The organism is Methylobacterium sp. CM6257, from assembly GCF_054611515.1.
Genome location: NZ_CM137735.1, coordinates 1,929,058 through 1,949,591, shown reverse-complemented (window position 1 = coordinate 1,949,591; position 20,534 = coordinate 1,929,058). Strand labels below are relative to the sequence as shown.

Genomic DNA, 20,534 nt, shown 5'->3' with positions numbered 1-20,534 from the left:
GACAGTCGCCCCGAGGACGAGGGCGGGATCAGGATACAGGAAACGCGACCCGAGAACGGACGCCGGAAACGCCATGAACGCAGTCTTCCCGACCCCCGACACCGCCGACAGCCAGCGTCTCCTGAGCCCTGACGAGTTGGAAGCGGCGCTGCGCGATATCGGCGCGCGCCGGTACCACAACCTGCATCCGTTCCACCGGCTGCTGCACGATGGCAAGCTGTCGAAGGATCAGGTCCGGGCCTGGGCGCTGAACCGCTACTATTACCAGGCGATGATCCCCGTGAAGGATGCGGCGGTGCTCGCCCGGATGACCGACGCGTCGCTGCGGCGGATCTGGCGCCAGCGCATCGTCGATCACGACGGCGACCACGATGGCGACGGCGGGATCGAGCGCTGGCTGAAGCTCGCCGAGGGCGTCGGTTTCGACCGGGACTACGTGCTGTCGACCCGCGGCATTCTTTCAGCCACCAAGTTCTCGGTGGAGGCCTACGTCCATTTTGTCTCGGAGAAGAGCCTGCTCGAGGCGATCGCCTCGTCGCTGACCGAGATGTTTTCGCCGACGATCATCTCCGAGCGCGTCGCCGGTATGCTGAAGAATTATGACTTCATCACCAAGGAGACGCTCGCCTATTTCGACAAGCGCCTCACCCAGGCGCCGCGCGATGCCGATTTCGCCCTCGATTACGTGAAGCAGCACGCGACTACCCCGGATCTGCAGCGCAAGGCGATGGCGGCTCTGACCTTCAAGTGCAACGTCCTCTGGACGCAGCTCGACGCCCTGTACTTCGCCTACGTGGCGCCCGGCATGGTTCCCCCGGACGCCTGGCGACCCGGCGAGGGCCTCGTTGCCGAGGCGGCACCAGCTCGGACGGGTGGCACCGGCAAGATGGCGGCCGGTGACCGTCCGCGCCTGCCGCGCGGCGTGCGGCTGCGCAACGACGAGACGCGCGGCAAGTACGTCCTGCTCGCTCCGGAGCGCACCTTCGACCTCGACGACAACGCGGTCGCGGTGCTCAAGCTCGTGGACGGCTCGCGCAGCGTTTCCGAGATCGCCGACGAGCTGGGCAAGACCTACGCGGCCGACCCGCGTGCCATCGAGGCCGACATCCTGACGATGCTCGACGGCCTCGCCGAAAAACGAGTTCTTGAGCGATGAACGCGCTGACACCGAACCGGCCCGAAGCGCCGGCTCCGGTGGGCCTGCTCGCCGAGCTGACCCATCGGTGCCCGCTGCGCTGCCCCTACTGCTCCAACCCACTGGAACTCGACCGCCGCTCGGGCGAGCTCGATACGGCGACGTGGCAGCGTGTCCTCAAGGAGGCTGCCGGCCTCGGTGTCCTCCACGTGCACCTGTCGGGCGGCGAGCCGACGGCGCGCAACGACATCGTCGAGATCGCCAAGACCTGCGCGGATCTCGGCCTGTACTCCAACCTGATCACATCCGGGGTCGGCGGGGCACTCGCGAAGCTGCAGGCCCTCTACGATGTCGGCCTCGATCACGTTCAGCTCTCGGTGCAGGGCGTCGACGCGCAGAATGCGGAGAAGATCGGGGGATTGAAGAACGCGCAGCCGCAGAAATTCGAGTTCGCCGCAAAGGTGGTGGAGCTCGGGCTGCCCCTGACGCTGAATGCGGTGATCCACCGCGGCAACATCCATGAGGTCGCGGACTTCATCGATCTCGCGGTTGAGATGGGCGCCAAGCGGCTCGAAGTGGCGCACACGCAGTATTACGGCTGGGCCTACGTCAATCGTGCCGCGCTGATGCCCAACAAGGCGCAGGTGGACGAATCGATCCGCATCGTCGAGGCGGCGCGCGAGCGTCTCAAGGGCCAACTCGTCATCGACCTTGTGGTGCCGGATTACTACGCGAAGTACCCGAAGGCTTGCGCGGGCGGCTGGGGCCGCAAGCTGATGAACGTGACGCCGCAGGGCAAGGTCCTGCCGTGCCACGCGGCCGAGACGATCCCGGGTCTTGAGTTCTGGAACGTCAACGACCATTCCCTCGGCGAGATCTGGCGCGACTCGCCGGCCTTCACGGCTTACCGGGGCACGGACTGGATGAAGGAGCCCTGCCGGTCCTGCGACCGACGGGAGAAGGATTGGGGTGGCTGCCGTTGCCAGGCGCTGGCGCTTGCCGGCGATGCTGCGGCCACCGATCCGGCCTGCTCCCTCTCCCCGCTCCACGCCAAAGTGCGCGCTCTCGCCGTCGAGGAGGCGGCCGAGAACCCGCCCGACTACGTCTATCGGACGATCGGCAGCAACGTTCGGTCGCCGTTCAAGGAGGAAGTCCACTCGTGAGAGTTCTTGCTACGACCGCCATCGCGCTGGTGCTGGCCGCGCTGCCGGCTCTTGCCGAGGACGCAGCGAAACCCGCCACCGTCACCCAGGCGAACGCCGTAGCGCCACCGCGGGCGGCCGATCTGCTGTTCGACCAGCCGCACATGAAGAACACGGCGCCGGGCTCGACCATCACGTACGACTATCTGCGCCGCTCCGGCATCTCGAAGGGTCTGTTCGGGGCGCCTCTGGAGGACACGGTCACGCTCAAGCTCGAGCCCGGCAAGAGCCCGGAGGCGCGCGACATCACCGTGACGATGTTCTCCGGTCTGAACCGCGTGCCCGCCGGCCCCTTCGAGGACATGTCGGGCAATCCGATGGTGTCGCTGTTCCTTGAGAACCACCTCCGCGCGCTGGCCAAGGTGCTCGAGGCGAACCCGCGCTACCTGAAGCTCGCGATCCGCCGTGGCCTGCGCGAGCGCGCCACCGTGACGCCCACCAAGGTGAGCTTCGGCGGCCGCGAAGTCGACGGCTGGCGCGTCGTCACCAAGCCGTTCGAGGGCGATCCGATGGCGCAGCGGATGCGCGGCATGGATGACCTGACCTACACCTTCGTCACCGCACCGTCCGTCCCGGGCGAGATCGTCTCAATCGAGGCGTCGTCGAAGAGCCAGGATGGCGGCGAACTGCTTGAGGAGAAGCTGAACTATGATCAGAAGGCTGGCTGAACGCGGCGCGCTGGCCGTCCTCGCCCTGACGCTGTCGGGGATGGCCGGCTGGGCCGCTGAGGAGAACGACTATCCGACCGACGCGCGGGTCGATTACGTCTTCGGCTGTATGGCGGCCAACGGCCAGACCCGCGACAGCCTGCAGAAATGCTCCTGCTCGCTCGACCAGCTTGCCGCGATCCTGCCCTACGACAAGTACGTCCAGGCGAGCACGATCCTGTCGATGCGCCAGGGCATCGGCAACCGCGCCAACGAGTTCAAGTCGACCAAGGTCTTCGACGACAAGGTCGCGGAACTCCGGCGCGCGCAGGCCGAGGCGGAAATCCGCTGCTACCACGGCTGATCGTGAGACGAGGCCGGCCGCCGTTGCGCCGGCCTCGCGATTCAAGCACACCGGGTCCCCGACCGCGCTGGCGAACGAGACCCGATCCGTGATCCCCTCCTCTGGCCTGTCTGACCTGCTGCCCGAACTCGGAGGGCGCACGCTGGTCATGGGCATTCTCAACGTCACGCCCGACTCGTTCTCCGATGGCGGCCTGTTCTCGGGCGAAGCCGCGGCCGTGGCGCAGGCCGAGCGGCTTGTCGCCGAGGGCGCGGCGATCCTCGACGTGGGCGGCGAGTCGACGCGGCCCGGACACGTCCCGGTTCCGGCCGAGGAGGAGCAGGCGCGCGTCCTTCCGGTCATCCGTGCGGTTGCCCCTCGCCTGTCTGTCCCGATCTCCATCGACACCTACAAGGCGTCCACAGCCCGCGCGGCGCTGGAAGCCGGCGCCAGGATCGTCAACGATGTCTGGGGGCTCCAGCGCGAGCCCGACATCGCCGCGGTGGCGGCTGCGCACGGCGCGCCCGTCGTGATCATGCACAACCGCGAGACGATCGACGCCGAACGCGACATCGTTGCCGATATGCTGGCCTTTTTCGAGCGCTCTCTCGCCATCGCGCATCGTGCCGGCATCAAGGACGCCGATATCGTGCTCGATCCGGGCGTGGGCTTCGGCAAGACCTGGGCGCAGCATCTGGAGGCCCTCCGCCGGCTCCCGGAGATCCGCGCCCTCGGCTTTCCGGTCCTGGTGGGCGTCTCCCGGAAGTCGCTCCTCGGGCGGCTGCACGATCGTGAGACCCGACCGGCGGACCGTCTCTACGGCTCCATCGCCGCGCATGCCCTGGCGGCGACGCTCGGCGCCGACATCGTGCGCGTGCATGACGTGGCTGCCCATATCGACGCCATGCGGGTCGTGGATGCCGTGATGCGGCCGGAGGGGCGGTAATCATGGACGGGGATTTGATCCGGGTCACACGGATCGCCGTGTTCGGGCGGCACGGCCTGCTGCCCGAGGAGGCCGTGCTCGGCCAGCGCTTCTACATCTCCCTCGAAGCGCGCCTCGACTTGCGCGAGGCGGGACGCTCGGACGACGTCGCCGGAACCGTGAGCTACGCCGACCTGACGCAGATCGCCTGCGCGATCGCCAGCGAGAGGCGGTTCAACCTGATCGAGGCCCTGGCTGAGGCCATCGCGGCCGAGATCCTGGAACGCTTCCCGCCGGTGGAAGCAATCGGGGTGCGCGTCGACAAGCCGAGCGCGCCGGTCCCGGCGATTCTGGAGGGGGTCAGCGTCGAGATCACGCGGCGCCGGGGAGCGCGCGCATGAGGGCCTATCTCGGGATCGGCAGCAATATCGGCGACATGGCGGCTATGCTGGACCGGGCGATTGCGGGGCTTGCTGCGACGCCCGGCATCACCGTGGTGGCGCGCTCGGCCGATTACCGTACGCCGCCCTGGGGCAAGACCGACCAGCCCTGGTTTCTCAACGGTGCCGTCGCGGTCGATACCGAGCTCGATCCGCACGGTCTGCTCGACGCGTGCCTGACGGTGGAACACGATCTCGGTCGCATCCGCGAAGAGCGCTGGGGACCGCGCGTGATCGACATCGATGTCTTGTCTTACGAGGGTGCTTCCGTGGATGACGCGCGCCTCGTGTTGCCGCACCGTTTTGTCCGTGAGCGGGCCTTCGTGCTGGTGCCTCTCGCCGAGATCGCGCCCGATCTCGTCATCGGCGGCGAGCGCGTCGTGGATGCGTTGGCGAAGCTGGATCGCACCGGCATCGAGCGGGCCTGAGGCCGCCCGAGCTTAGGCTGGAGCACTGTCATTCCTGGCACCCAGGCCCTGAAGCGCCTCGAGGTCGACTTCAGCGCTCGCCGGGCTGGGCCAGCTTGTTCTCTTCCTCATCGAGGAGCGGAACGTCGTAGTCGCGCAGCACCTTGTCGATGTCGGCTTTGTGCTTGCGCAGAACGGTATTGAGCGTGCGCTTCCAGTCGTTCTCACCGATCCGCACCCCCATGGCGATCCGGTAGGCCATCGGCGGCCGCTCCGGCTCCTTGAGCAGCGGCACGACGACCATCGGGGTGCCCGACTGCTTGGCGAGCCAACCGGCGGCCGGACCCCAGAGCACAGCGGCGTCGATCTCCTTGCCGGCGAGCGCCGCGATGATCTCGGCAGCGACCGTCTGGTACTTGCGGGACGGGTCGAGCTGGTAGGGCGCGTAGGCCTTCATGGTCGAGACGAGGCCGAGTTCACCCATCCGGTTCACCGGAGGCGTCCCGGCGATCACGCCGATGCTTTTGCCCTTCAGGCGCGGGTCATCGAGGGCCGTCACGCCATCGAACTCGCCCGCGCGGGTGACCAACGTGTAGGCGGAGCGGTAATAAGGATTGGTGGTCTGAACGAGGTCGCTGCCGAAGGCCTGACCCATGATCAGGTCACACAGTCCGGTGCCGAGCGTGTTGCGCACGAAACCGGGACCTTGAGTCAACCAATAATAGCGGACCTTGACCTTCAGCTCATCGGCGATGATGGCTGCGATCTTGTTCTCGAAGCCGTCCTCCTTGCGCTCGGAGAACGGCATGTTGCCCGGGTCGCCGCAGACGCGCAGCACGTCCGTGGTGACCGTATCCGGCAGATGCTGGGCGAGAGCCCCCTGCGCCCCGGTCAGAGACAGGACGCAGAGGACGGCGATCCGGGCAAAAGACGACATCAGCCGCCCATGCATTCCTTCTCGGCCTTCTTGGCGGCCTCAGGCTTGTCCTCGTGCTCGGAGGGACGAATCCGCCCGATAGCTCCGGCGGCGCGCGCCTTGAGGTAGACGTACAGGTCGTCCGAGTAGCACATGACGTTCTTGTTGTCGCCGAAGGCCGGCATGACCTTCTGCTCGGCGGCGTTTACGTCCTGCTTGCCGCCGACGAGGATGCCGATGAACTCTTCGTAGGAGAGGTGCTTCAGCGAATCCTTGAGCGCCGGCGCGTAGGTCGAGCCCATGCCGTCCGGGCCGTGGCAGACGTGGCACTCGGCGTGATAGCGGCGGTAGCCGGAGTAGGAGTACCAGTCGAGCTTCTTGCCGTCCTGGGTAACGTGGAACGTCGGATGCCCGTCGGCATCCAGATACTTGCCGTCCTCGACCTTCACGGCGGCATCCTGCTTCAGCAGCTTGGGGTCCTGCTCTGCAGTCTTGTCATTCGCATTGAGCGAGTTGGCGAGGGCGGGATCGGCGGGCTTGGCATCCTCAGCATGTACGGCAACCGCGGAGACGGTCGCTAGGGCGAGGGCGGCGATAACCGGCCGCGTTACGATCTTGCTGAGGTTGAGCAACGCATGTGTCTCCCTGGATCGAGGCTCTCCGGCTCCCTCCGAGCCGCAGCCCCTTGCGAGAAAGTCTAATCACAAGGATGCCGGCGCGGGAACCCGCGCCGGCACCGATTTCACAGTCTGACCCTGCGGCCGATTAGTTCGGCAGGGCGAAGACCGTCAGCTGGCCGCCGAGGTTGGTGTACTGCGACAGAGCCGCATAGCCACCCACCGCACCGAGGCCGGCGTTCGGGTCGGTCAGGCCGGCCGCGAGGCCGATGCCAGCCCAGCCGCCGACGCCCGACAGGACGCCAACGTACTGCTTGCCCTTGTGCTGGTAGGTCATCACGTTGCCGATGATGCCCGACGGGGTCTTGAACTTGAACAGCTCCTTGCCGGTCTTGTCGTCGACCGCCTTCAGGTAGCCCTCAAGCGTGCCGTAGAACACGACGTCGCCAGCGGTGGCCAGAGCACCGGACCACACCGAGAACTGCTCGGGGTTGGACCACTTGATCTTGCCGTTGACGCCATCCCACGCGATGAAGTTGCCCATGCCACCGTGCGAGTTCGGGGCCGGGTACATCGAGAGGGTCGCACCGACGTAGGGCTGGCCCGGGGTGTAGGTCACCCGGAACGGCTCGTAGTCCATGCAGACGTGGTTGGTGGGCACGTAGAACAGGTTGGTCTTCGGCGAGAAGGCCGCAGGCTGCTGATCCTTCGACCCGAGGGCCGCCGGGCAGATGCCCTTGGAGTTGGTGTCCTCACCGTTCTGCTCGGTCGAGTACTTCGACACGACCAGAGGCCGGCCGTAGTTCTTCGAGCCCTTGTCCATGTCGACCTTGGACGCCCAGTTGACGGCCGGGTCGTACTTCTCGGCGACCAGGAGGGCGCCGGTCTCGCGGTTCAGCGTGTAGCCGAAGCCGTTGCGGTCGAAGTGGGTCAGGAGCGGCTGCTCCTTGCCGTCAACCTTCTGATCCGTGAGGATCATCTCGTTGATGCCGTCATAGTCCCACTCGTCGTGGGGGGTCATCTGGTAGACCCACTTGGCCATGCCGGTGTCCGGATTACGCGCGAAGATGGTCATGGACCACTTGTTGTCGCCCGGACGCTGCTTCGGGTTCCAGGTCGAGGGGTTGCCCGAGCCGTAGTACATCAGGTCGAGCTTCGGGTCGTACGAGAACCAGCCCCAGGTGCAGCCGCCGCCGGTCTTCCACTGATCGCCTTCCCAGGTCTTCAGCGAGGAGTCCTTGCCGATCGGCTTGCCGAGCGAGGTGGTCTTCTCCGGGTCGACGATCATCTGATCGTCCGGGCCCTCGGAGTAGGCGCGCCACACGCGCTTGCCGTCTTTCAGGTTGTAGGCGGTGACGTGGCACTGCACGCCGAACTCGCCGCCCGAGATGCCGACGATGACCTTGTCCTTGACCGGCAGAACCGTCGCGGTGTTGGTCTCGCCCTTCTTCGGGTCGCCGTTCACGACCGACCAGTTGACCTTGCCGGTCTTGGCGTCGAGCGACACGAGGGTGGTGTCGGCCTGGTGCAGGAGGATGGCGCCGTCGGCGTAGGCCAGACCACGGTTGACCGTGTCACAGCACATGACCGGGATCACGGACGGATCCTGCTTCGGCTCGTACTTCCAGAGGATCTTCGCCTCGTGATCGAGGTCGAGGGCGTACACGATGTTCGGGAACGGCGTGTGCACGTACATGACGTTGCCGACGACGAGCGGCGAGCCCTCGTGGCCACGCAGAACGCCGGTCGAGAAGGTCCAGGCGACCTGGAGATTCTTCACGTTCGACGCGTTGATCTGGTCGAGCTTTGAATACCGAGTATTCGCGTAGTCAACCGTCTGAAGCACTTGCTCCGCCGGGTTGGCGATGCCCTTCATGACGCTTTCATTGGCCAGCGCCGGCGCGGCGATTGCCGCGACGCCCGCGCCGAGCGCAAGGAGATGTACCGCTCTCATGGGTTCCTCCGACAAGTCTTTGAGAGTTCTTGCGACGCGTTTCGAGAACGGCGTCGCTTGGACTCCGACCTGACTGTTTGCGACAGGGATGGACGCCTCGGTAGCGGGCATTGCGGACTCGTGGAGATCAACAGATCCCGAAGCCAGGAGCCGCCATCCCTGAGGCGGCCCCCTCGAAACCGAGGCTTGAACGGACCTTAAGAGATTTTTGAGCGCCGTCAACTCGCTCTTCTGGGGCTCTTGGCACACGGTGAAGGCTTCTTTTCGAGTGACAAAAGCTGGAGCGATGTCATCCGGCTGCGAAAAGAAATGCTGCAACGCACAAACGGCTTGGCAATTATTGCCGGGCGCCTGGTCGCAACGTGAGCGCTGCCCATGCACATCTTGCAATCGGTCAGGGGTTGCTGAGGGTACGCATGCGTCAGCCGCGCGGAGAAAGGCAGTTTTGGCCGGAGCTGCTCCCTTTCTCGGCGGTGTGGTTGATTGCATTGCGAGATAACTCGGCGACGAGAGAGCCGATCGAAAGTTGTCGATACGTCGTGCGCCCGGTCGCCGCAGGCCCTCAAAACGAGGGATCCAAGCGCCGTCTACGTGGTTCGCGCGCGACAAATTGCCGAATCATCCCGCGTGCCTCTTTCGACATCGGACCGAGTCGGGTGCCTCGGGGCTTCATGGGGCGATCAGCGGTGGGTCGAATCGTCGACGCGTCGGATGACGGCTCAGAGGGCTCCGACCGGGCCGGTACTCTCGAAATCCGCGACGTCGCCGATCAGGTCAGTCACGGAGATGTTGAGCCGGCGCCCATTTGCCAAGCGGAGCTGGGCATCCGGCTCCAGCCAGATCGGCCGCAAACCGGCATAGCTGCCATACAGGTTGCCGTAGGCCACGATCCCGCCGTCGCGCCGCTCCACCACGACGCGGTAGCGGACGCGCACGGGCTCACATCCTTCCGCTGCGACGCGCCCGCGCCCCGTCAGCGTCTTGAGGACTTCGTTCGGCTCGAACATGCGCGTGAGGCGGGGGTGGGACTAAACGGCAGTCCCATTGCCGTTTAGTCCCGGTCCGGAGGTGAGTCACGCGTGAGCGACGGAATTGCCGCGGCGGGTGCCGCTCTCTGTCAGTCGGCAATATCGGAAGGTTGAGTGGTCGGCGCCGCTTCAAGAGGCCGAACGACGATGCGCCCGGCCGCTACGGAGAGCGCCAGCTGGCCATGTTTCAAGGCCAGAGCCTTCTCGCCGAACAGGGCTCGACGCCAACCCTGCAGGGCCGGAACGTCGGCGGCATCGTCGTCCGCGATCGCCTCCAGGTCGTCGACGGTGCCGATGATCTTCGGTGCGACGCTCTCGGCCTCGCAGACCGCTTTCAGCAGGACCTTGAGAAGTTCCACAAGCGCACCGTTTCCGCCGCTCCGGCGGACGCGCTCGGGCATGCGGATCTCGCTGGTGTCGCGCGCAAGGCCACGCTCCACCGCAGCCAGGATGTCCGCGCCCGTACGGGAGCGCTCGAAGCCCGCCGGAATCGTGCGCAGGCGGCCAAGGGCCTCGGCGTTGCGCGGTGCCGCCGAGGCGATGTCGATCACCGCCTCATCCTTCAGCACGCGCCCGCGCGGAACGTTGCGCGCCTGCGCCTCGCTCTCGCGCCAAGCGGCCACTTCCATCAGAACGGCGATCTCGCGCGGCTTGCGCATCCGGCCCGAGAGACGCCGCCACGCCTGCGCCGGCTCGGCTCGGTAGGTCTCCGGCGAGGTGAGCACCGCCATCTCCTCGTCGAGCCACACGCCGCGGTCGGTGCGCAGCAGCTCGGCGACGAGGACCTCGTACACCCTCACAAGGTGGGTCACGTCCGACAGGGCATAGGTCAGCTGCGCCTCGGAGAGCGGCCGCCGCGACCAGTCCGTGAAGCGCGATGACTTGTCGATCTTGGCCTTGGCCACGTCGTTGACAAGCTGCTCGTACGAGACGGAATCGCCATAGCCGCACACCATGGCGGCGACCTGCGTGTCGAAGAACGGGTGAGGTAGGATCCCGCCGATCAGCCAGATGATCTCGAGGTCCTGGCGGGCCGAGTGGAACACCTTCACGGTCCGCTCATCCGCCATCAGGTCGATAAACGGCTGAAGGTCGAGGCCGGGCGCGAGGGGATCCACCAGGACGGCCGTGCCGTCCGGAGCCGCCATCTGGATCAGGCACAGCTTCGGGTAATACGTCGTCTCGCGCATGAACTCCGTGTCGACGGTCACGAAGGGCTGCTCGGCGAGACGCGTGCAGATTTCGCGCAGCGCGCCGGTGGTGGTGATCAGGTCCATGGTCCGGCTATACGCAACCGCCGCGACCATGGGGAGCCGCACGCGCGAAGGTCCCCATGTTTCACGCATCTCCTGTGTTCGGGCGGCTCATGCGGGGCCTGCGAGGACCGCCCGGCGGCGCGCCCGCGTCTGCCGGCGGATCCGCAAGGCGTCGGCGCGGCGCTGCGCCTCTGCACGGCCGAGGAGCCGATCCAGGATGCCGGTTTCGATGCGCTCGCCGGTGGCGCCGTCGGTGAGGCGGCGGATCCGGTCGACGCGGAAGCCCCGATAGCCGCCGCGCCGGGCATCGATGCCGCCGAGCAGGGTCCGGCCCGGGCCGAGCTTCAGCTCGCGCGCCTCCAGGGACCGGTTGCTCCACGCGCCGGTGGCGTCCTCGTAGACGAGGTCGAAATGGCCGTCGAGCGGCAGCGTCCGCCAAGCGCTCGGCGAAGCCTTGAATGGCGGCTCCGGATGGCCCACCGGATGGGAAAAGGCGTTGTGGCTCATGCACATCATATGGGGATTGACGGTACTTCCCGGTAGGTCGGCGGGCTGCGCGGAGGGCGCTTTCTGAGCCGCCGCGCGCGGACCGCGCTTGACTTGGGGGGCCTCGCGTGAATGGTGCCGGCCTTCCCTTAGAAGAAGCCCGCCATGCACCGTTACCGTTCCCATACCTGCGGGGCGCTCCGCCCGTCCGATGTCGGGCAATCCGTCCGTCTCTCCGGCTGGTGCCACCGTATCCGCGACCATGGCGGCGTGCTCTTCATCGATCTGCGCGATCATTACGGGCTGACGCAGTGCGTCGTGGATTCCGATTCCCCGGCCTTCAGGGCCGCCGAGACCGCGCGCTCGGAATGGGTCGTGCGGATCGACGGACGCGTGCGCACCCGCCCCGCCGGCACCGAGAATGCCGAGCTGCCGACCGGCGCGGTCGAGGTCTACATCGACGACCTCGAGGTGCTGGGCCCGGCGGGCGAGCTGCCGCTGCCGGTCTTCGGCGACTTGGAGTATCCGGAGGAGACGCGGCTTCGATACCGCTTCCTCGACCTGCGCCGGGAGAAGCTCCACGCCAACATCATGAAGCGCGGCGCGATCATCGACTCGCTCCGCCGCCGGATGCGCGAGGGCGGGTTCTTCGAGTTTCAGACGCCGATCCTGACGGCGTCCTCCCCCGAGGGTGCGCGCGACTACCTCGTGCCGTCGCGCGTCCATCCCGGCAAGTTTTACGCGCTGCCGCAGGCGCCGCAGCAGTTCAAGCAGCTCACGATGATCGCGGGTTTCGACCGCTACTTCCAGATCGCGCCCTGCTTCCGCGACGAGGACGCCCGGGCCGACCGCTCGCCGGGCGAGTTCTACCAGCTCGACATTGAGATGAGCTTCGTCACCCAGGAGGACGTGTTCCAGGCGGTGGAGCCGGTCCTGCGCGGCGTGTTCGAGGAGTTCGCCGAGGGCAAGCGGGTCACGAAGGAGTTCCCGCGCATCACCTTCGCGGATTCGATGCTGAAGTACGGCGTCGATAAGCCGGACTTGCGCAACCCGCTCATCATCGCGGACGTCACGGACCTGTTCGCCCGCGAGGACGTGGCCTTCAAGGCGTTCAAGGGCGTGATCGCCGGGGGCGGCGTGGTTCGGGCGATCCCCGCGACGGGGGCGGCGACGCAGTCGCGGTCGTTCTTCGACAAGCTCAACGACTGGGCTCGTTCCGAGGGCGCGCCGGGGCTGGGCTACATCGTCTTCGAGGAGGAGAACGGCCAGCTCTCCGGCAAGGGGCCGATCGTCAAGTTCATCCCGGCCGAGGTCCAGGCGCTGATCGCCGAGCGGGCCGGCGCGAAGGCCGGCGATGCGGTGTTCTTCTCCGCCGGCCCCGAGGCCAAGGCGGCCGGGCTCGCCGGCAAGGCCCGTATCCGTATCGGCGACGAGCTGGGCCTGTGCGACAAGGACCAGTACGCCTTCTGCTGGATCACCGACTTCCCGATGTACGAGTGGAGCGAAGAGGAGAAGCGGATCGACTTCTCGCACAACCCGTTCTCGATGCCCAATATCGACCGGGAGGAGTTCCTGGCACTCGACTTGGGCGCCCTCGCCTCCGAAGACGAGAACGGCCCGAACACCAAGAAAATCCTCGGCATCAAGGCGTTCCAGTACGACATCGTCTGCAACGGCGTGGAACTCTCCTCGGGCGCGATCCGTAACCACCGTCCGGACGTCATGGAGAAGGCCTTCGCCATCGCGGGCTACGGCCGCGAGGTGCTGGAGCAGAAGTTCGGCGGCATGCTGAACGCCCTGCGCATGGGCGCCCCGCCGCACGGCGGTATCGCGCCGGGCGTCGATCGCATCGTGATGCTTCTGTGCAACGAGCCGAACATCCGCGAGGTGGTGCTGTTCCCGATGAACCAGCGCGCCGAGGACCTGATGATGGGTGCGCCCTCCGAGGCGACCCCGAAGCAGCTGCGCGAACTGCACATCCGGCTCAACCTGCCCGAGAAGAAGGCCTGAGGCCTCCGCCGTAGACCGGTCGCGCCGTGGCGAGCCTCGTCGCGATCGTCGTCGCGCATGACAGCGCCGACGTGCTGCCGGCCTGCCTCCAGGCACTGGCCGGGCAGCACGTGCCGGCGATCGTCGTGGACAATGCGAGCCGCGATGACTCCGCGGCAGTTGCGGAGGCCGCCGGCGCGCAGGTCATTCGGAACGCCCGGAACGAGGGCTACGGCCGTGCGAACAACCGCGGGGTCCGCGCTGCCGGAACCGCGGACCTTGTCCTCATCGTCAACCCGGACGTGATCCTGCACCCGGGCGCCGTCGACGCCCTGCTAGAGGCCGCTCGCCGCTGGCCGGATGCCGGCCTGTTCGCGCCGCGCCTCGTGGAGCCGGACGGGCGCTTCTTCTTCCAGGCGCGTTCGCTGCTGGCGCCCTATCTCACCAATCCCGGTGGTCGCCCCGCGCTGCCGCAGGGGGATACGTGCGCGCCATTCCTCTCCGGGGCCTGCCTGATGATGTCGCGCGCCCTGTTCCTGGACCTCGGCGGCTTCGACGAGAACATCTTCCTGTTCTACGAGGACGATGACCTGTGTCGGCGCATCGCGGACATGGGTCGGGCGCTCGTCCATGTCCACGGCGCAGAGGCGCTGCACGGAAGGGGCCGCTCGTCGGCGCCGGAGCCCGGCCGGGTATTCCGCTCGCGCTGGCATCAGGCCTGGTCGCGGGCCTATGTCAGCCGCAAGTACGGTCTGCCGGATCCGAGCCGCGCAGATCTCATGAGCAACCTGCCTAAGGCGCTTCTGTCGGCCCTGGTGCTGCGCCGCGCCGGTCTGGAGCGCTACGGCGGCTCGGCCGCCGGCGCCCTCGCCTTCCTGTGGGGCCGGGACGCCCTGGCGCGCGAAGGCCTGCTCTGATGGCCGTGCCGACCGTTGCGGCCGCGCTCGGAAACGGGCGGAACGGCTTCACCGGCCTGCGCCTGGCGCTGGCCCTGGCCGTTGTCGTCTCCCACGCCTTCAGCGTGGCGACTGGCGCGGCCGGCGACGAGCCCCTGGCACGGATCACGGGCTACACGCTCGGCGAGCACGCGGTGAACGGCTTCTTCGCCGTCTCGGGATTCCTAGTCACCATGAGCTGCGACCGGCGCGGGATCCGCGACTACGCCCTCGCCCGGACCTTGCGGATCCTGCCGGGTCTCGTCGCCGCGACGCTCCTCGTATCCCTGGTGCTCGGCGCGGCGATGACCCGCCTGCCTTTGGCCGAGTACTTCCGCGATCCCGCGCTGTGGTCGTTCATCCGCGGGACGCTCACGACTTTCAAGAGCAACGCCGCCCTCCCCGGGGTCTTCGACGCCAATCCCTACCGGGCACCCCTCGGGACGGTCTGGACGCTGAAATACGAGGTGCTGTGCTACCTCGGCATTCTCGTTGCCGCCCTGTGCGGGCTACTCCGGAGGCGGTGGCCGGCGCTCCTGATCGTGGCGGGCCTGGCCCTGGCCCTGTCAATCGCTGGCGGCCTTCGCGGACCCGAGCTGCCGAAGGGCATCGAAACGGCCCTGCGCCTGCCGCTGATCTTCGCGGCCGGCGCGTGCCTTTACCTGTGGCGCGACCGCCTGCGGGTCTCCGCGGCTGCCCTCGCCTGCCTCGCCTTCGCGGCCGTCGCCCTGGCGCGGACACCGGCCTATCCGCCTCTCCTGTTCCTGGCGGAAGCCTATGGGGTGGTCTGGCTGGCGCTGGGACCAATGGCCCGCGGAATCTTCGATCCCGCAGCCGACCTGTCCTATGGGATCTATCTCTACGGCTGGCCCGTCCAGCAGAGCCTGCACGCCCTGTGGCCGGACGCTTCGGGCCCCGCCCTCCTCGCTCCGGCGCTCGCTTTGACGCTGCCGGTGGCGGCGCTGTCCTGGTACGGGATCGAGCGGCCGGCTCTGGCGCTCAAGGCACGGGCGCTCGGGCGGCGCAGCCTCGGCACGATCGAGCCGGCCGGGCCGTGAGCGGCGCCGAGACGTCTCTGCCGCCGGTGGCGGCTCTCGCCCTCGCGGCGCGGCTGCTGGAGGCGCACGGCTTCATGATCGTCGCGCGGAACGAGCGCGGCGACAGCCTCTATCTCAGGCCGGCTGATTGCCCGTGGCACCTGCGTGTGTCGAACCATCCCCGGACCGCCAAGCAGCGCGCGCGGCGAACTGACATCCTGGCGAGTCTCGTCATTGAGGCGCCGCGCTCAGCCAAACAGGTCCAGGATCTGGTCCGCGGCGCAATCCGGAACTTTCAGGCCGCGCTGGCGCGGAAGGCCGATCAGGCGTCCGGCGCGGGGTCGCGGAAATAGGGCTCGACGGTGCCCTTCAGCTTCACCGTCATCGGATTTCCGGCCCGGTCGAGTGTCTTGCCGGCCGAGAGCCGGACCCAGCCCTCGCTCACGCAGTATTCCTCGACGTTGGTTTTCTCGACGCCCTTAAATCGCACGCCGACGCCGCGCTCCAGCACCTTCTCGTCGTAGAACGGGCTGTTCGGGTTGGCGGCGAGGCGGTCGGGAGGCGTGTCGGTCATCGTCCGGATCTCGGGTCGGCGTCGTGGTGGACCCCGCGCGCAGGCATCGGGGACAGGGGCTCGCCGGTAAGCGAATCCGAGCCCGGGCGCAACGCCGCGAGGAGGTCCGCGACCCGACCACTCTGCAGCAACGGCACAAGCCGCATTACCGCCTCGTGTGGCAGATCCCACCACGCCGCGTCCACTAGCGCGTCCGCGGTAGCCGCGTCGAAACGGTATCGCACCACGCGGGCCGGATTGCCCGCGACGACCGCGTAGGCAGGCACGTCGCGCGTCACCACGGCCCGCGCCGCCACCACCGCGCCGTGGCCGACCGTGACGCCTGACAGGATCATGCAGCCGGATCCGAGCCAGACATCGTGCCCGATGACCACATCGCCGCGAGAGGCGTGGTAATCCTCCGGGGCCCGCGCCTCCGGGAACAGCCCACGCATCGCCGCGAAGGGATAGGTGGAGACCCAATCGAGCCGGTGGTCGCCGCCGAGCAGGATCTCGACCTTGTCGGCGATGGAACAATAGCGGCCGATCGTCAGCCGCCGCCCGCTCTCCGGGAAGCGGACTTTTGGACGCCCATACGAATAAGCGCCTATGGAGAAGCCGTAGATCCTCGCCAGTTTGGCGAGGTGGATCCGGGTTTCGTTGTGCGGGTTGCGCCCCCTGCGCAGCCGGTGCAACAGACCGGTCAAGACGCGAGCCCGTGCGATGCGCACTCGCGTCGTCCTCGGGAAAGCAGGTGAGCGGGAGCGTAGGCGATGGCCGATAACATGTCCGAGGACCTCAAGGCCGGGGCGCTCGTTTACCACCGCCTGCCCAAGCCCGGGAAGCTGGAGATCCAGGCGACCAAGCCGCTCGGCAACCAGCGCGACCTCGCGCTGGCCTACTCGCCCGGCGTGGCCGCGGCCTGCATGGCGATCCACGATGACCCGCAGGAGGCCGCCACTCTCACGATTCGCCAGAATCTCGTGGCGGTGCTCTCCAACGGCACGGCCGTGCTGGGCCTGGGCGATATCGGCCCGCTGGCTTCGAAGCCCGTGATGGAAGGCAAGGCGGTCCTGTTCAAGAAATTCGCCGGCATCGACGTGTTCGACATCGAGGTCGACCAGAAGGATGTCTCGAAGCTCGTGGAAGTGGTCTGTGCCCTGGAGCCGACCTTCGGCGGCATCAACCTGGAAGACATCAAGGCGCCCGAGTGCTTCGAAATCGAGGAGCAGTGCCGGGCCCGGATGAACATCCCGGTCTTCCACGACGACCAGCACGGCACCGCTATCATCGTGGCGGCGGCCGTCCTCAACGGACTGGAACTCGCCGGCAAGAACCTGTCCGACGTCCGGATCGTCACCTCCGGCGCGGGCGCGGCGGCACTCGCCTGCCTGAACCTCCTCGTCTCGCTCGGCGCGACCCGGGAGAACATCACGGTCACTGACATCAAGGGCGTGGTCTACAAGGGCCGCACCGAACTGATGGACCGGTGGAAGGATGCGTACGCGCAGGAGACCGATAAGCGCACGCTCGCCGAGGTCATTCCGGGGGCGGACGTCTTCATCGGCCTCTCGGCCGGCGGCGTGCTGAAGCCCGAATACCTCAAGGAGATGGCCGAGAAGCCGCTGATCATGGCGCTGGCCAACCCCTATCCCGAGATCATGCCGGACCTCGCCGAGCAGGAGCGTCCCGACGCGATGATCTGCACCGGCCGGTCGGACTTCCCGAACCAGGTCAACAACGTCCTGTGCTTCCCCTACATCTTCCGCGGCGCGCTCGATGTCGGCGCCCACAAGATCAACGAGGAGATGAAGAAGGCCGCCGTTAAGGCGATCGCGGGGCTCGCCCACGAGACCACCTCCGACGTGGTCGCCCGGGCCTATGGCGGCGAGGCCCGGCCGTTCGGACCGAAATCCCTGATCCCGAGCCCCTTCGATCCGCGCCTGATCCTGCGCATCGCCCCGGCCGTGGCGAAGGCCGCGATGGATTCGGGCGTGGCCGGGCGGCCGCTCGCGGATCTCGACGCCTATGTGGAGAGCCTCGACCGGTTCGTGCACCGGTCCGGCCTGATCATGAAGCCGCTCTTCTCCAAGGCGAAGGAGGCGCCCAAGCGCGTGATCTACGCGGAGGGTGAGGATGAGCGCGTGCTGCGCGCGGTCCAGGCGATCGTCGAGGACAAGGTTGCGTTCCCGATACTGGTCGGCCGGCCGCGGGTGGTGGAGACGAGGCTGAAGCGCTTCGGTCTGTCGATCGTGCATGGCCGGGATTTCGAGCTGATCGATCCCGAGGACGATCCGCGCTACCGCGCCTACGTGCAGACCTACCTTGAGGTTGCTGGGCGGCGCGGCATCACGCCGGACGCGGCCCGCACGCTGGTCCGCACCAACAACACGGTGATCGGGGCCATTGCGGTCCGCCGCGGCGAAGCCGATGCCCTGATCTGCGGTCTTGAAGGCCGGTTCGAGACGCGGCTGCGCATCATTCGCGACGTGATCGGGCTCGCGCCCGGTGTTGAGCAGTGCGCCGCCATGAGCCTCGTGGTGACCCACGAGGGCGCCTACTTCCTGGCCGACACCCATGTCCGTCCGAACCCCTCCGCCGAGGAGATCGCCGACGTGGCCCAGGCCTGCGCCAGTCATGTCAGCCGCTTCGGCCTCACGCCGAAGATCGCGCTGCTCAGCCACTCGGATTTCGGCCAGTCGGACTCGGCCTCCGCGATGAAGATGCGCGATGCCCTCGCGCTGCTTCAGAAGCGGGATCCAGACCTGATGGTTGACGGCGAGATGCAGGCGGATTCGGCGCTCAGCGAGATGGTCCGTGACCGGGTACTGCCGGGCTCGCGTCTGAAGGGCGCGGCCAACGTCCTGATCTTCCCGAACCTCGACGCGGCCAACATCGCGTTCCAGTTCGCCAAGATCCTGGCAGACGCGCTGCCGGTCGGCCCCCTGCTGATCGGTCCGGCCAAGCCCGCCCACATCCTGACGCCGTCGGTGACCGCCCGCGGCATCGTCAACGTGACGGCGGCGGCGGTGGTCGAGGCGCAGGCGGATCAGTCGGTTCCGGCCAAGCCCGGCGAGAGCGGCGTCGGCATGATCTCGGAATGAGGAAGCTCCTCGACGGCCACCAGCGTGGCCGTCGATTTGCTTGCCCGCTCCCGGGGAACGAAGCCACCGGAAGCGGACGCTATGTGCCTGGGCGATGATCCGAACTGCCATGCCTTTGAGGCGCATCGCCGCCGTTTCAGGCGCGACCTGGAGCCGGAACGGCGTGCCTTCCTGAAGAGCGGCTTCGCGGCCACGGGGGCCGCGGCGGCGGCCTTCGCGGCCGGCGGTCCCTCGCTGGTGAGCCCGGCCCTCGCCGAGGCGAGCGGCGCCAAGATCGCCGCGACGGCGCACTACCATCTGCCGGCCAATGCCGAGACCGTGCACTGGGGCTTCTTCAGCCGCAGCCTCAAGCCGCGGGTCGAGATCGGCTCGGGCGATTTCGTGACGATCGAAACGCTCACCCATCAGGCGAGCGACGATGCCGAGCGGATGATCGAGAGTGATCCCGGCGCCGAGAGTGTCTATTTCTGGACCAAGGACAGGATGGGGGTCTTGCCCCGCGGAGCGGGTCCGATGGATGCGAAGACCGGTCCGGGCGGCGGCCTCGGCGTGCACATCTGCACCGGACCTGTGGCGATCCGCGGCGCAGAACCCGGCGACGTGCTGGAGGTGCGCATTCTCGACGTCGCGCCGCGGCCCTGTGCCAACCCGAAATACAAGGGCCTTGCCTTCGGCAGCAACGCGGCGGCTTGGTGGGGCTACCACTACAACGACCTGATCACCGGCGATAAGCCTCGTGAGGTCGTGACCATCTACGAGGTCGATGCCACCGGCGAGCGGGACTGGGCCCGGGCGGTCTACAGCTTCCGCTGGCCCGGCGTGACCGATCCGTTCGGCGTCTCGCACCCGACCATCGACTATCCCGGCCTGCCGGTGGATCATTCCAAGACGCAGAAGACCTTTGAGGTGCTGAAGGGGATCCGCGTTCCGATCCGGCCGCATTTCGGCACGATGGGCGTGGCGCCAGCCGAGGCCGACCGGGTCAACACGATCCCGCCGAGCTACACTGGCGGCAACATCGACAACTGGCGGATCGGCAAGGGCGCGACGCTCTACTACCCGGTGGCTGTGCCGGGGGCGCTGTTCTCCGTGGGTGACCCCCATGCCAGCCAGGGCGATTCCGAATTGTGCGGGACGGCGATCGAGTGTTCGCTCACGGGCACGTTCCAGTTCATCCTGCACAAGAAGGCCGATCTGCCCGGCACGCCGCTCGAAGCCCTCGATTTCCCGATGATCGAGACCCGTGACGACTGGGTTCTGTCCGGCTTCAGCTACCCGAACTACCTGCGCGACCTCGGCCCGGACGCGCAGAGCGCAATCTTCCAGAAATCCTCGATCGATCTCGCCATGCGCGACGCTTTCCGCAAGATGCGCCAGTTCCTGATGTACGCGAAGGACCTGACCGAGGACGAGGCGATCTCGCTGATGTCGGTGGCGGTGGATTTCGGGATCACCCAGGTTGTCGACGGCAACTGGGGTGTCCACGCCGTGGTCAAGAAGGCGATCTTCTCAGACCGCGTTGCCTGAGCATCGTCCGCGGCTTGACCGTACGCGGCGCCC

The 20,534-nt window shown here is 67.3% G+C and carries 21 protein-coding genes; 13 read left to right on the top strand and 8 right to left on the bottom strand.

Features of this window, described 5'->3' with window-relative positions; translation table 11 throughout:
• The first annotated feature begins 73 nt into the window (after positions 1–73).
• From pqqC to folK, 7 genes are all read left to right on the top strand, one after another.
• On the top strand, positions 74–1,156 hold the full coding sequence (pqqC, locus tag ACYCO6_RS09615) for a pyrroloquinoline-quinone synthase PqqC (protein WP_459771450.1): 1,083 nt from the start codon (positions 74–76) through the stop codon (positions 1,154–1,156).
• Entirely contained in the window at positions 1,153–2,298 is a 1,146-nt protein-coding gene (gene pqqE / locus ACYCO6_RS09610) for a pyrroloquinoline quinone biosynthesis protein PqqE (protein ID WP_459771448.1), read from the top strand. Before pqqC ends, pqqE begins: the two co-directional genes overlap by 4 nt.
• Positions 2,295–3,005, top strand: a complete 711-nt coding sequence (locus ACYCO6_RS09605; protein ID WP_459771445.1) for a hypothetical protein — start codon at positions 2,295–2,297, stop codon at positions 3,003–3,005. The genes pqqE and ACYCO6_RS09605 overlap by 4 nt, the downstream gene beginning before the upstream one ends.
• Complete coding sequence (locus tag ACYCO6_RS09600) at positions 2,986–3,348, top strand: hypothetical protein (RefSeq protein WP_459771443.1); 363 nt, start codon at positions 2,986–2,988, stop codon at positions 3,346–3,348. The genes ACYCO6_RS09605 and ACYCO6_RS09600 overlap by 20 nt, the downstream gene beginning before the upstream one ends.
• Positions 3,349–3,436: 88 nt before the next feature.
• Positions 3,437–4,273 (top strand): dihydropteroate synthase, encoded by an 837-nt coding sequence (folP, locus tag ACYCO6_RS09595; protein ID WP_459771441.1) that lies wholly within the window; start codon positions 3,437–3,439, stop codon positions 4,271–4,273.
• Positions 4,274–4,275: 2 nt separating this feature from the next.
• Entirely contained in the window at positions 4,276–4,653 is a 378-nt protein-coding gene (gene folB / locus ACYCO6_RS09590) for a dihydroneopterin aldolase (protein ID WP_459771439.1), read from the top strand.
• A complete protein-coding gene (gene folK, locus ACYCO6_RS09585; RefSeq protein WP_459771437.1) occupies positions 4,650–5,120 on the top strand; it encodes a 2-amino-4-hydroxy-6-hydroxymethyldihydropteridine diphosphokinase in 471 nt (156 codons plus the stop codon). Before folB ends, folK begins: the two co-directional genes overlap by 4 nt.
• Before the next feature lie 70 nt (positions 5,121–5,190).
• Here the strand turns inward: folK and xoxJ are convergent, their stop codons facing one another.
• The 6 genes from xoxJ to ACYCO6_RS09555 all read right to left on the bottom strand — a co-directional run bounded on the left by xoxJ (position 5,191) and on the right by ACYCO6_RS09555 (position 11,377).
• Positions 5,191–6,051, bottom strand: a complete 861-nt coding sequence (gene xoxJ, locus ACYCO6_RS09580) for a rare earth element methanol dehydrogenase accessory protein XoxJ (protein WP_459771434.1) — start codon at positions 6,049–6,051, stop codon at positions 5,191–5,193.
• The gene (locus ACYCO6_RS09575; RefSeq protein ID WP_459771431.1) at positions 6,036–6,647 is read right to left on the bottom strand and encodes a c-type cytochrome, methanol metabolism-related; all 612 of its coding nucleotides are present in this window, start codon (positions 6,645–6,647) and stop codon (positions 6,036–6,038) included. The genes xoxJ and ACYCO6_RS09575 overlap by 16 nt, the downstream gene beginning before the upstream one ends.
• A gap of 133 nt (positions 6,648–6,780) precedes the next feature.
• Positions 6,781–8,586 carry a lanthanide-dependent methanol dehydrogenase XoxF1 gene (xoxF1, locus tag ACYCO6_RS09570; protein WP_459771429.1) on the bottom strand — a complete coding sequence of 602 codons (1,806 nt, stop codon included), beginning with the start codon at positions 8,584–8,586 and terminating at the stop codon, positions 6,781–6,783.
• A 719-nt stretch (positions 8,587–9,305) separates the two neighbouring features.
• The gene (locus tag ACYCO6_RS09565) at positions 9,306–9,521 is read right to left on the bottom strand and encodes a hypothetical protein (RefSeq protein WP_459771427.1); all 216 of its coding nucleotides are present in this window, start codon (positions 9,519–9,521) and stop codon (positions 9,306–9,308) included.
• Between the two features lie 182 nt (positions 9,522–9,703).
• Entirely contained in the window at positions 9,704–10,891 is a 1,188-nt protein-coding gene (rnd, locus tag ACYCO6_RS09560; protein WP_459773491.1) for a ribonuclease D, read from the bottom strand.
• Positions 10,892–10,978: 87 nt separating this feature from the next.
• The gene (locus ACYCO6_RS09555) at positions 10,979–11,377 is read right to left on the bottom strand and encodes a hypothetical protein (RefSeq protein WP_459771425.1); all 399 of its coding nucleotides are present in this window, start codon (positions 11,375–11,377) and stop codon (positions 10,979–10,981) included.
• 144 nt (positions 11,378–11,521) lie between these two features.
• On the opposite strand from ACYCO6_RS09555, the gene aspS reads away from it, so the two are divergent.
• The 4 genes from aspS to ACYCO6_RS09535 are packed head-to-tail and all read left to right on the top strand — an operon-like array spanning position 11,522 to position 15,670.
• Positions 11,522–13,366, top strand: coding sequence for an aspartate--tRNA ligase (gene aspS, locus ACYCO6_RS09550; RefSeq protein WP_459771421.1), 1,845 nt, complete (start codon positions 11,522–11,524; stop codon positions 13,364–13,366).
• Positions 13,367–13,392: 26 nt separating this feature from the next.
• Positions 13,393–14,262, top strand: coding sequence for a glycosyltransferase family 2 protein (locus tag ACYCO6_RS09545; RefSeq protein ID WP_459771419.1), 870 nt, complete (start codon positions 13,393–13,395; stop codon positions 14,260–14,262).
• Positions 14,262–15,338: an acyltransferase family protein gene (locus ACYCO6_RS09540; RefSeq protein WP_459771417.1), complete on the top strand. Its 1,077-nt coding sequence runs from the start codon at positions 14,262–14,264 to the stop codon at positions 15,336–15,338. The genes ACYCO6_RS09545 and ACYCO6_RS09540 overlap by 1 nt, the downstream gene beginning before the upstream one ends.
• On the top strand, positions 15,335–15,670 hold the full coding sequence (locus ACYCO6_RS09535; RefSeq protein WP_459771415.1) for a hypothetical protein: 336 nt from the start codon (positions 15,335–15,337) through the stop codon (positions 15,668–15,670). Before ACYCO6_RS09540 ends, ACYCO6_RS09535 begins: the two co-directional genes overlap by 4 nt.
• Here the strand turns inward: ACYCO6_RS09535 and ACYCO6_RS09530 are convergent.
• Both ACYCO6_RS09530 and ACYCO6_RS09525 read right to left on the bottom strand, forming a co-directional pair.
• On the bottom strand, positions 15,640–15,891 hold the full coding sequence (locus ACYCO6_RS09530; protein ID WP_459771412.1) for a DUF3297 family protein: 252 nt from the start codon (positions 15,889–15,891) through the stop codon (positions 15,640–15,642). The two genes, ACYCO6_RS09535 and ACYCO6_RS09530, sit on opposite strands and share 31 nt — an antisense overlap.
• Positions 15,888–16,565, bottom strand: coding sequence for a CatB-related O-acetyltransferase (locus ACYCO6_RS09525; protein WP_459773490.1), 678 nt, complete (start codon positions 16,563–16,565; stop codon positions 15,888–15,890). The genes ACYCO6_RS09530 and ACYCO6_RS09525 overlap by 4 nt, the downstream gene beginning before the upstream one ends.
• 78 nt (positions 16,566–16,643) lie before the next feature.
• On the opposite strand from ACYCO6_RS09525, the gene ACYCO6_RS09520 reads away from it, so the two are divergent.
• Both ACYCO6_RS09520 and ACYCO6_RS09515 read left to right on the top strand, forming a co-directional pair.
• Entirely contained in the window at positions 16,644–18,974 is a 2,331-nt protein-coding gene (locus ACYCO6_RS09520; RefSeq protein ID WP_459771410.1) for an NADP-dependent malic enzyme, read from the top strand.
• A gap of 81 nt (positions 18,975–19,055) precedes the next feature.
• Positions 19,056–20,501 (top strand): acetamidase/formamidase family protein, encoded by a 1,446-nt coding sequence (locus ACYCO6_RS09515; protein ID WP_459771408.1) that lies wholly within the window; start codon positions 19,056–19,058, stop codon positions 20,499–20,501.
• The last annotated feature ends 33 nt before the right edge of the window (positions 20,502–20,534 follow it).

Bases quoted from the DNA above. Each gene is read 5' to 3' on its own strand.
- pqqC (WP_459771450.1), top strand. From the start codon at position 74: ATGAACGCAGTCTTCCCGACCCCCGACACCGCCGACAGCCAGCGTCTC.
- pqqE (WP_459771448.1), top strand. From the start codon at position 1,153: ATGAACGCGCTGACACCGAACCGGCCCGAAGCGCCGGCTCCGGTGGGC.
- ACYCO6_RS09600 (WP_459771443.1), top strand. From the start codon at position 2,986: ATGATCAGAAGGCTGGCTGAACGCGGCGCGCTGGCCGTCCTCGCCCTG.
- folB (WP_459771439.1), top strand. From the start codon at position 4,276: ATGGACGGGGATTTGATCCGGGTCACACGGATCGCCGTGTTCGGGCGG.
- folK (WP_459771437.1), top strand. From the start codon at position 4,650: ATGAGGGCCTATCTCGGGATCGGCAGCAATATCGGCGACATGGCGGCT.
- xoxJ (WP_459771434.1), bottom strand. From the start codon at position 6,051: ATGCATGGGCGGCTGATGTCGTCTTTTGCCCGGATCGCCGTCCTCTGC.
- xoxF1 (WP_459771429.1), bottom strand. From the start codon at position 8,586: ATGAGAGCGGTACATCTCCTTGCGCTCGGCGCGGGCGTCGCGGCAATC.
- rnd (WP_459773491.1), bottom strand. From the start codon at position 10,891: ATGGACCTGATCACCACCACCGGCGCGCTGCGCGAAATCTGCACGCGT.
- ACYCO6_RS09555 (WP_459771425.1), bottom strand. From the start codon at position 11,377: ATGAGCCACAACGCCTTTTCCCATCCGGTGGGCCATCCGGAGCCGCCA.
- aspS (WP_459771421.1), top strand. From the start codon at position 11,522: ATGCACCGTTACCGTTCCCATACCTGCGGGGCGCTCCGCCCGTCCGAT.
- ACYCO6_RS09540 (WP_459771417.1), top strand. From the start codon at position 14,262: ATGGCCGTGCCGACCGTTGCGGCCGCGCTCGGAAACGGGCGGAACGGC.
- ACYCO6_RS09530 (WP_459771412.1), bottom strand. From the start codon at position 15,891: ATGACCGACACGCCTCCCGACCGCCTCGCCGCCAACCCGAACAGCCCG.
- ACYCO6_RS09520 (WP_459771410.1), top strand. From the start codon at position 16,644: ATGGCCGATAACATGTCCGAGGACCTCAAGGCCGGGGCGCTCGTTTAC.
- ACYCO6_RS09515 (WP_459771408.1), top strand. From the start codon at position 19,056: ATGTGCCTGGGCGATGATCCGAACTGCCATGCCTTTGAGGCGCATCGC.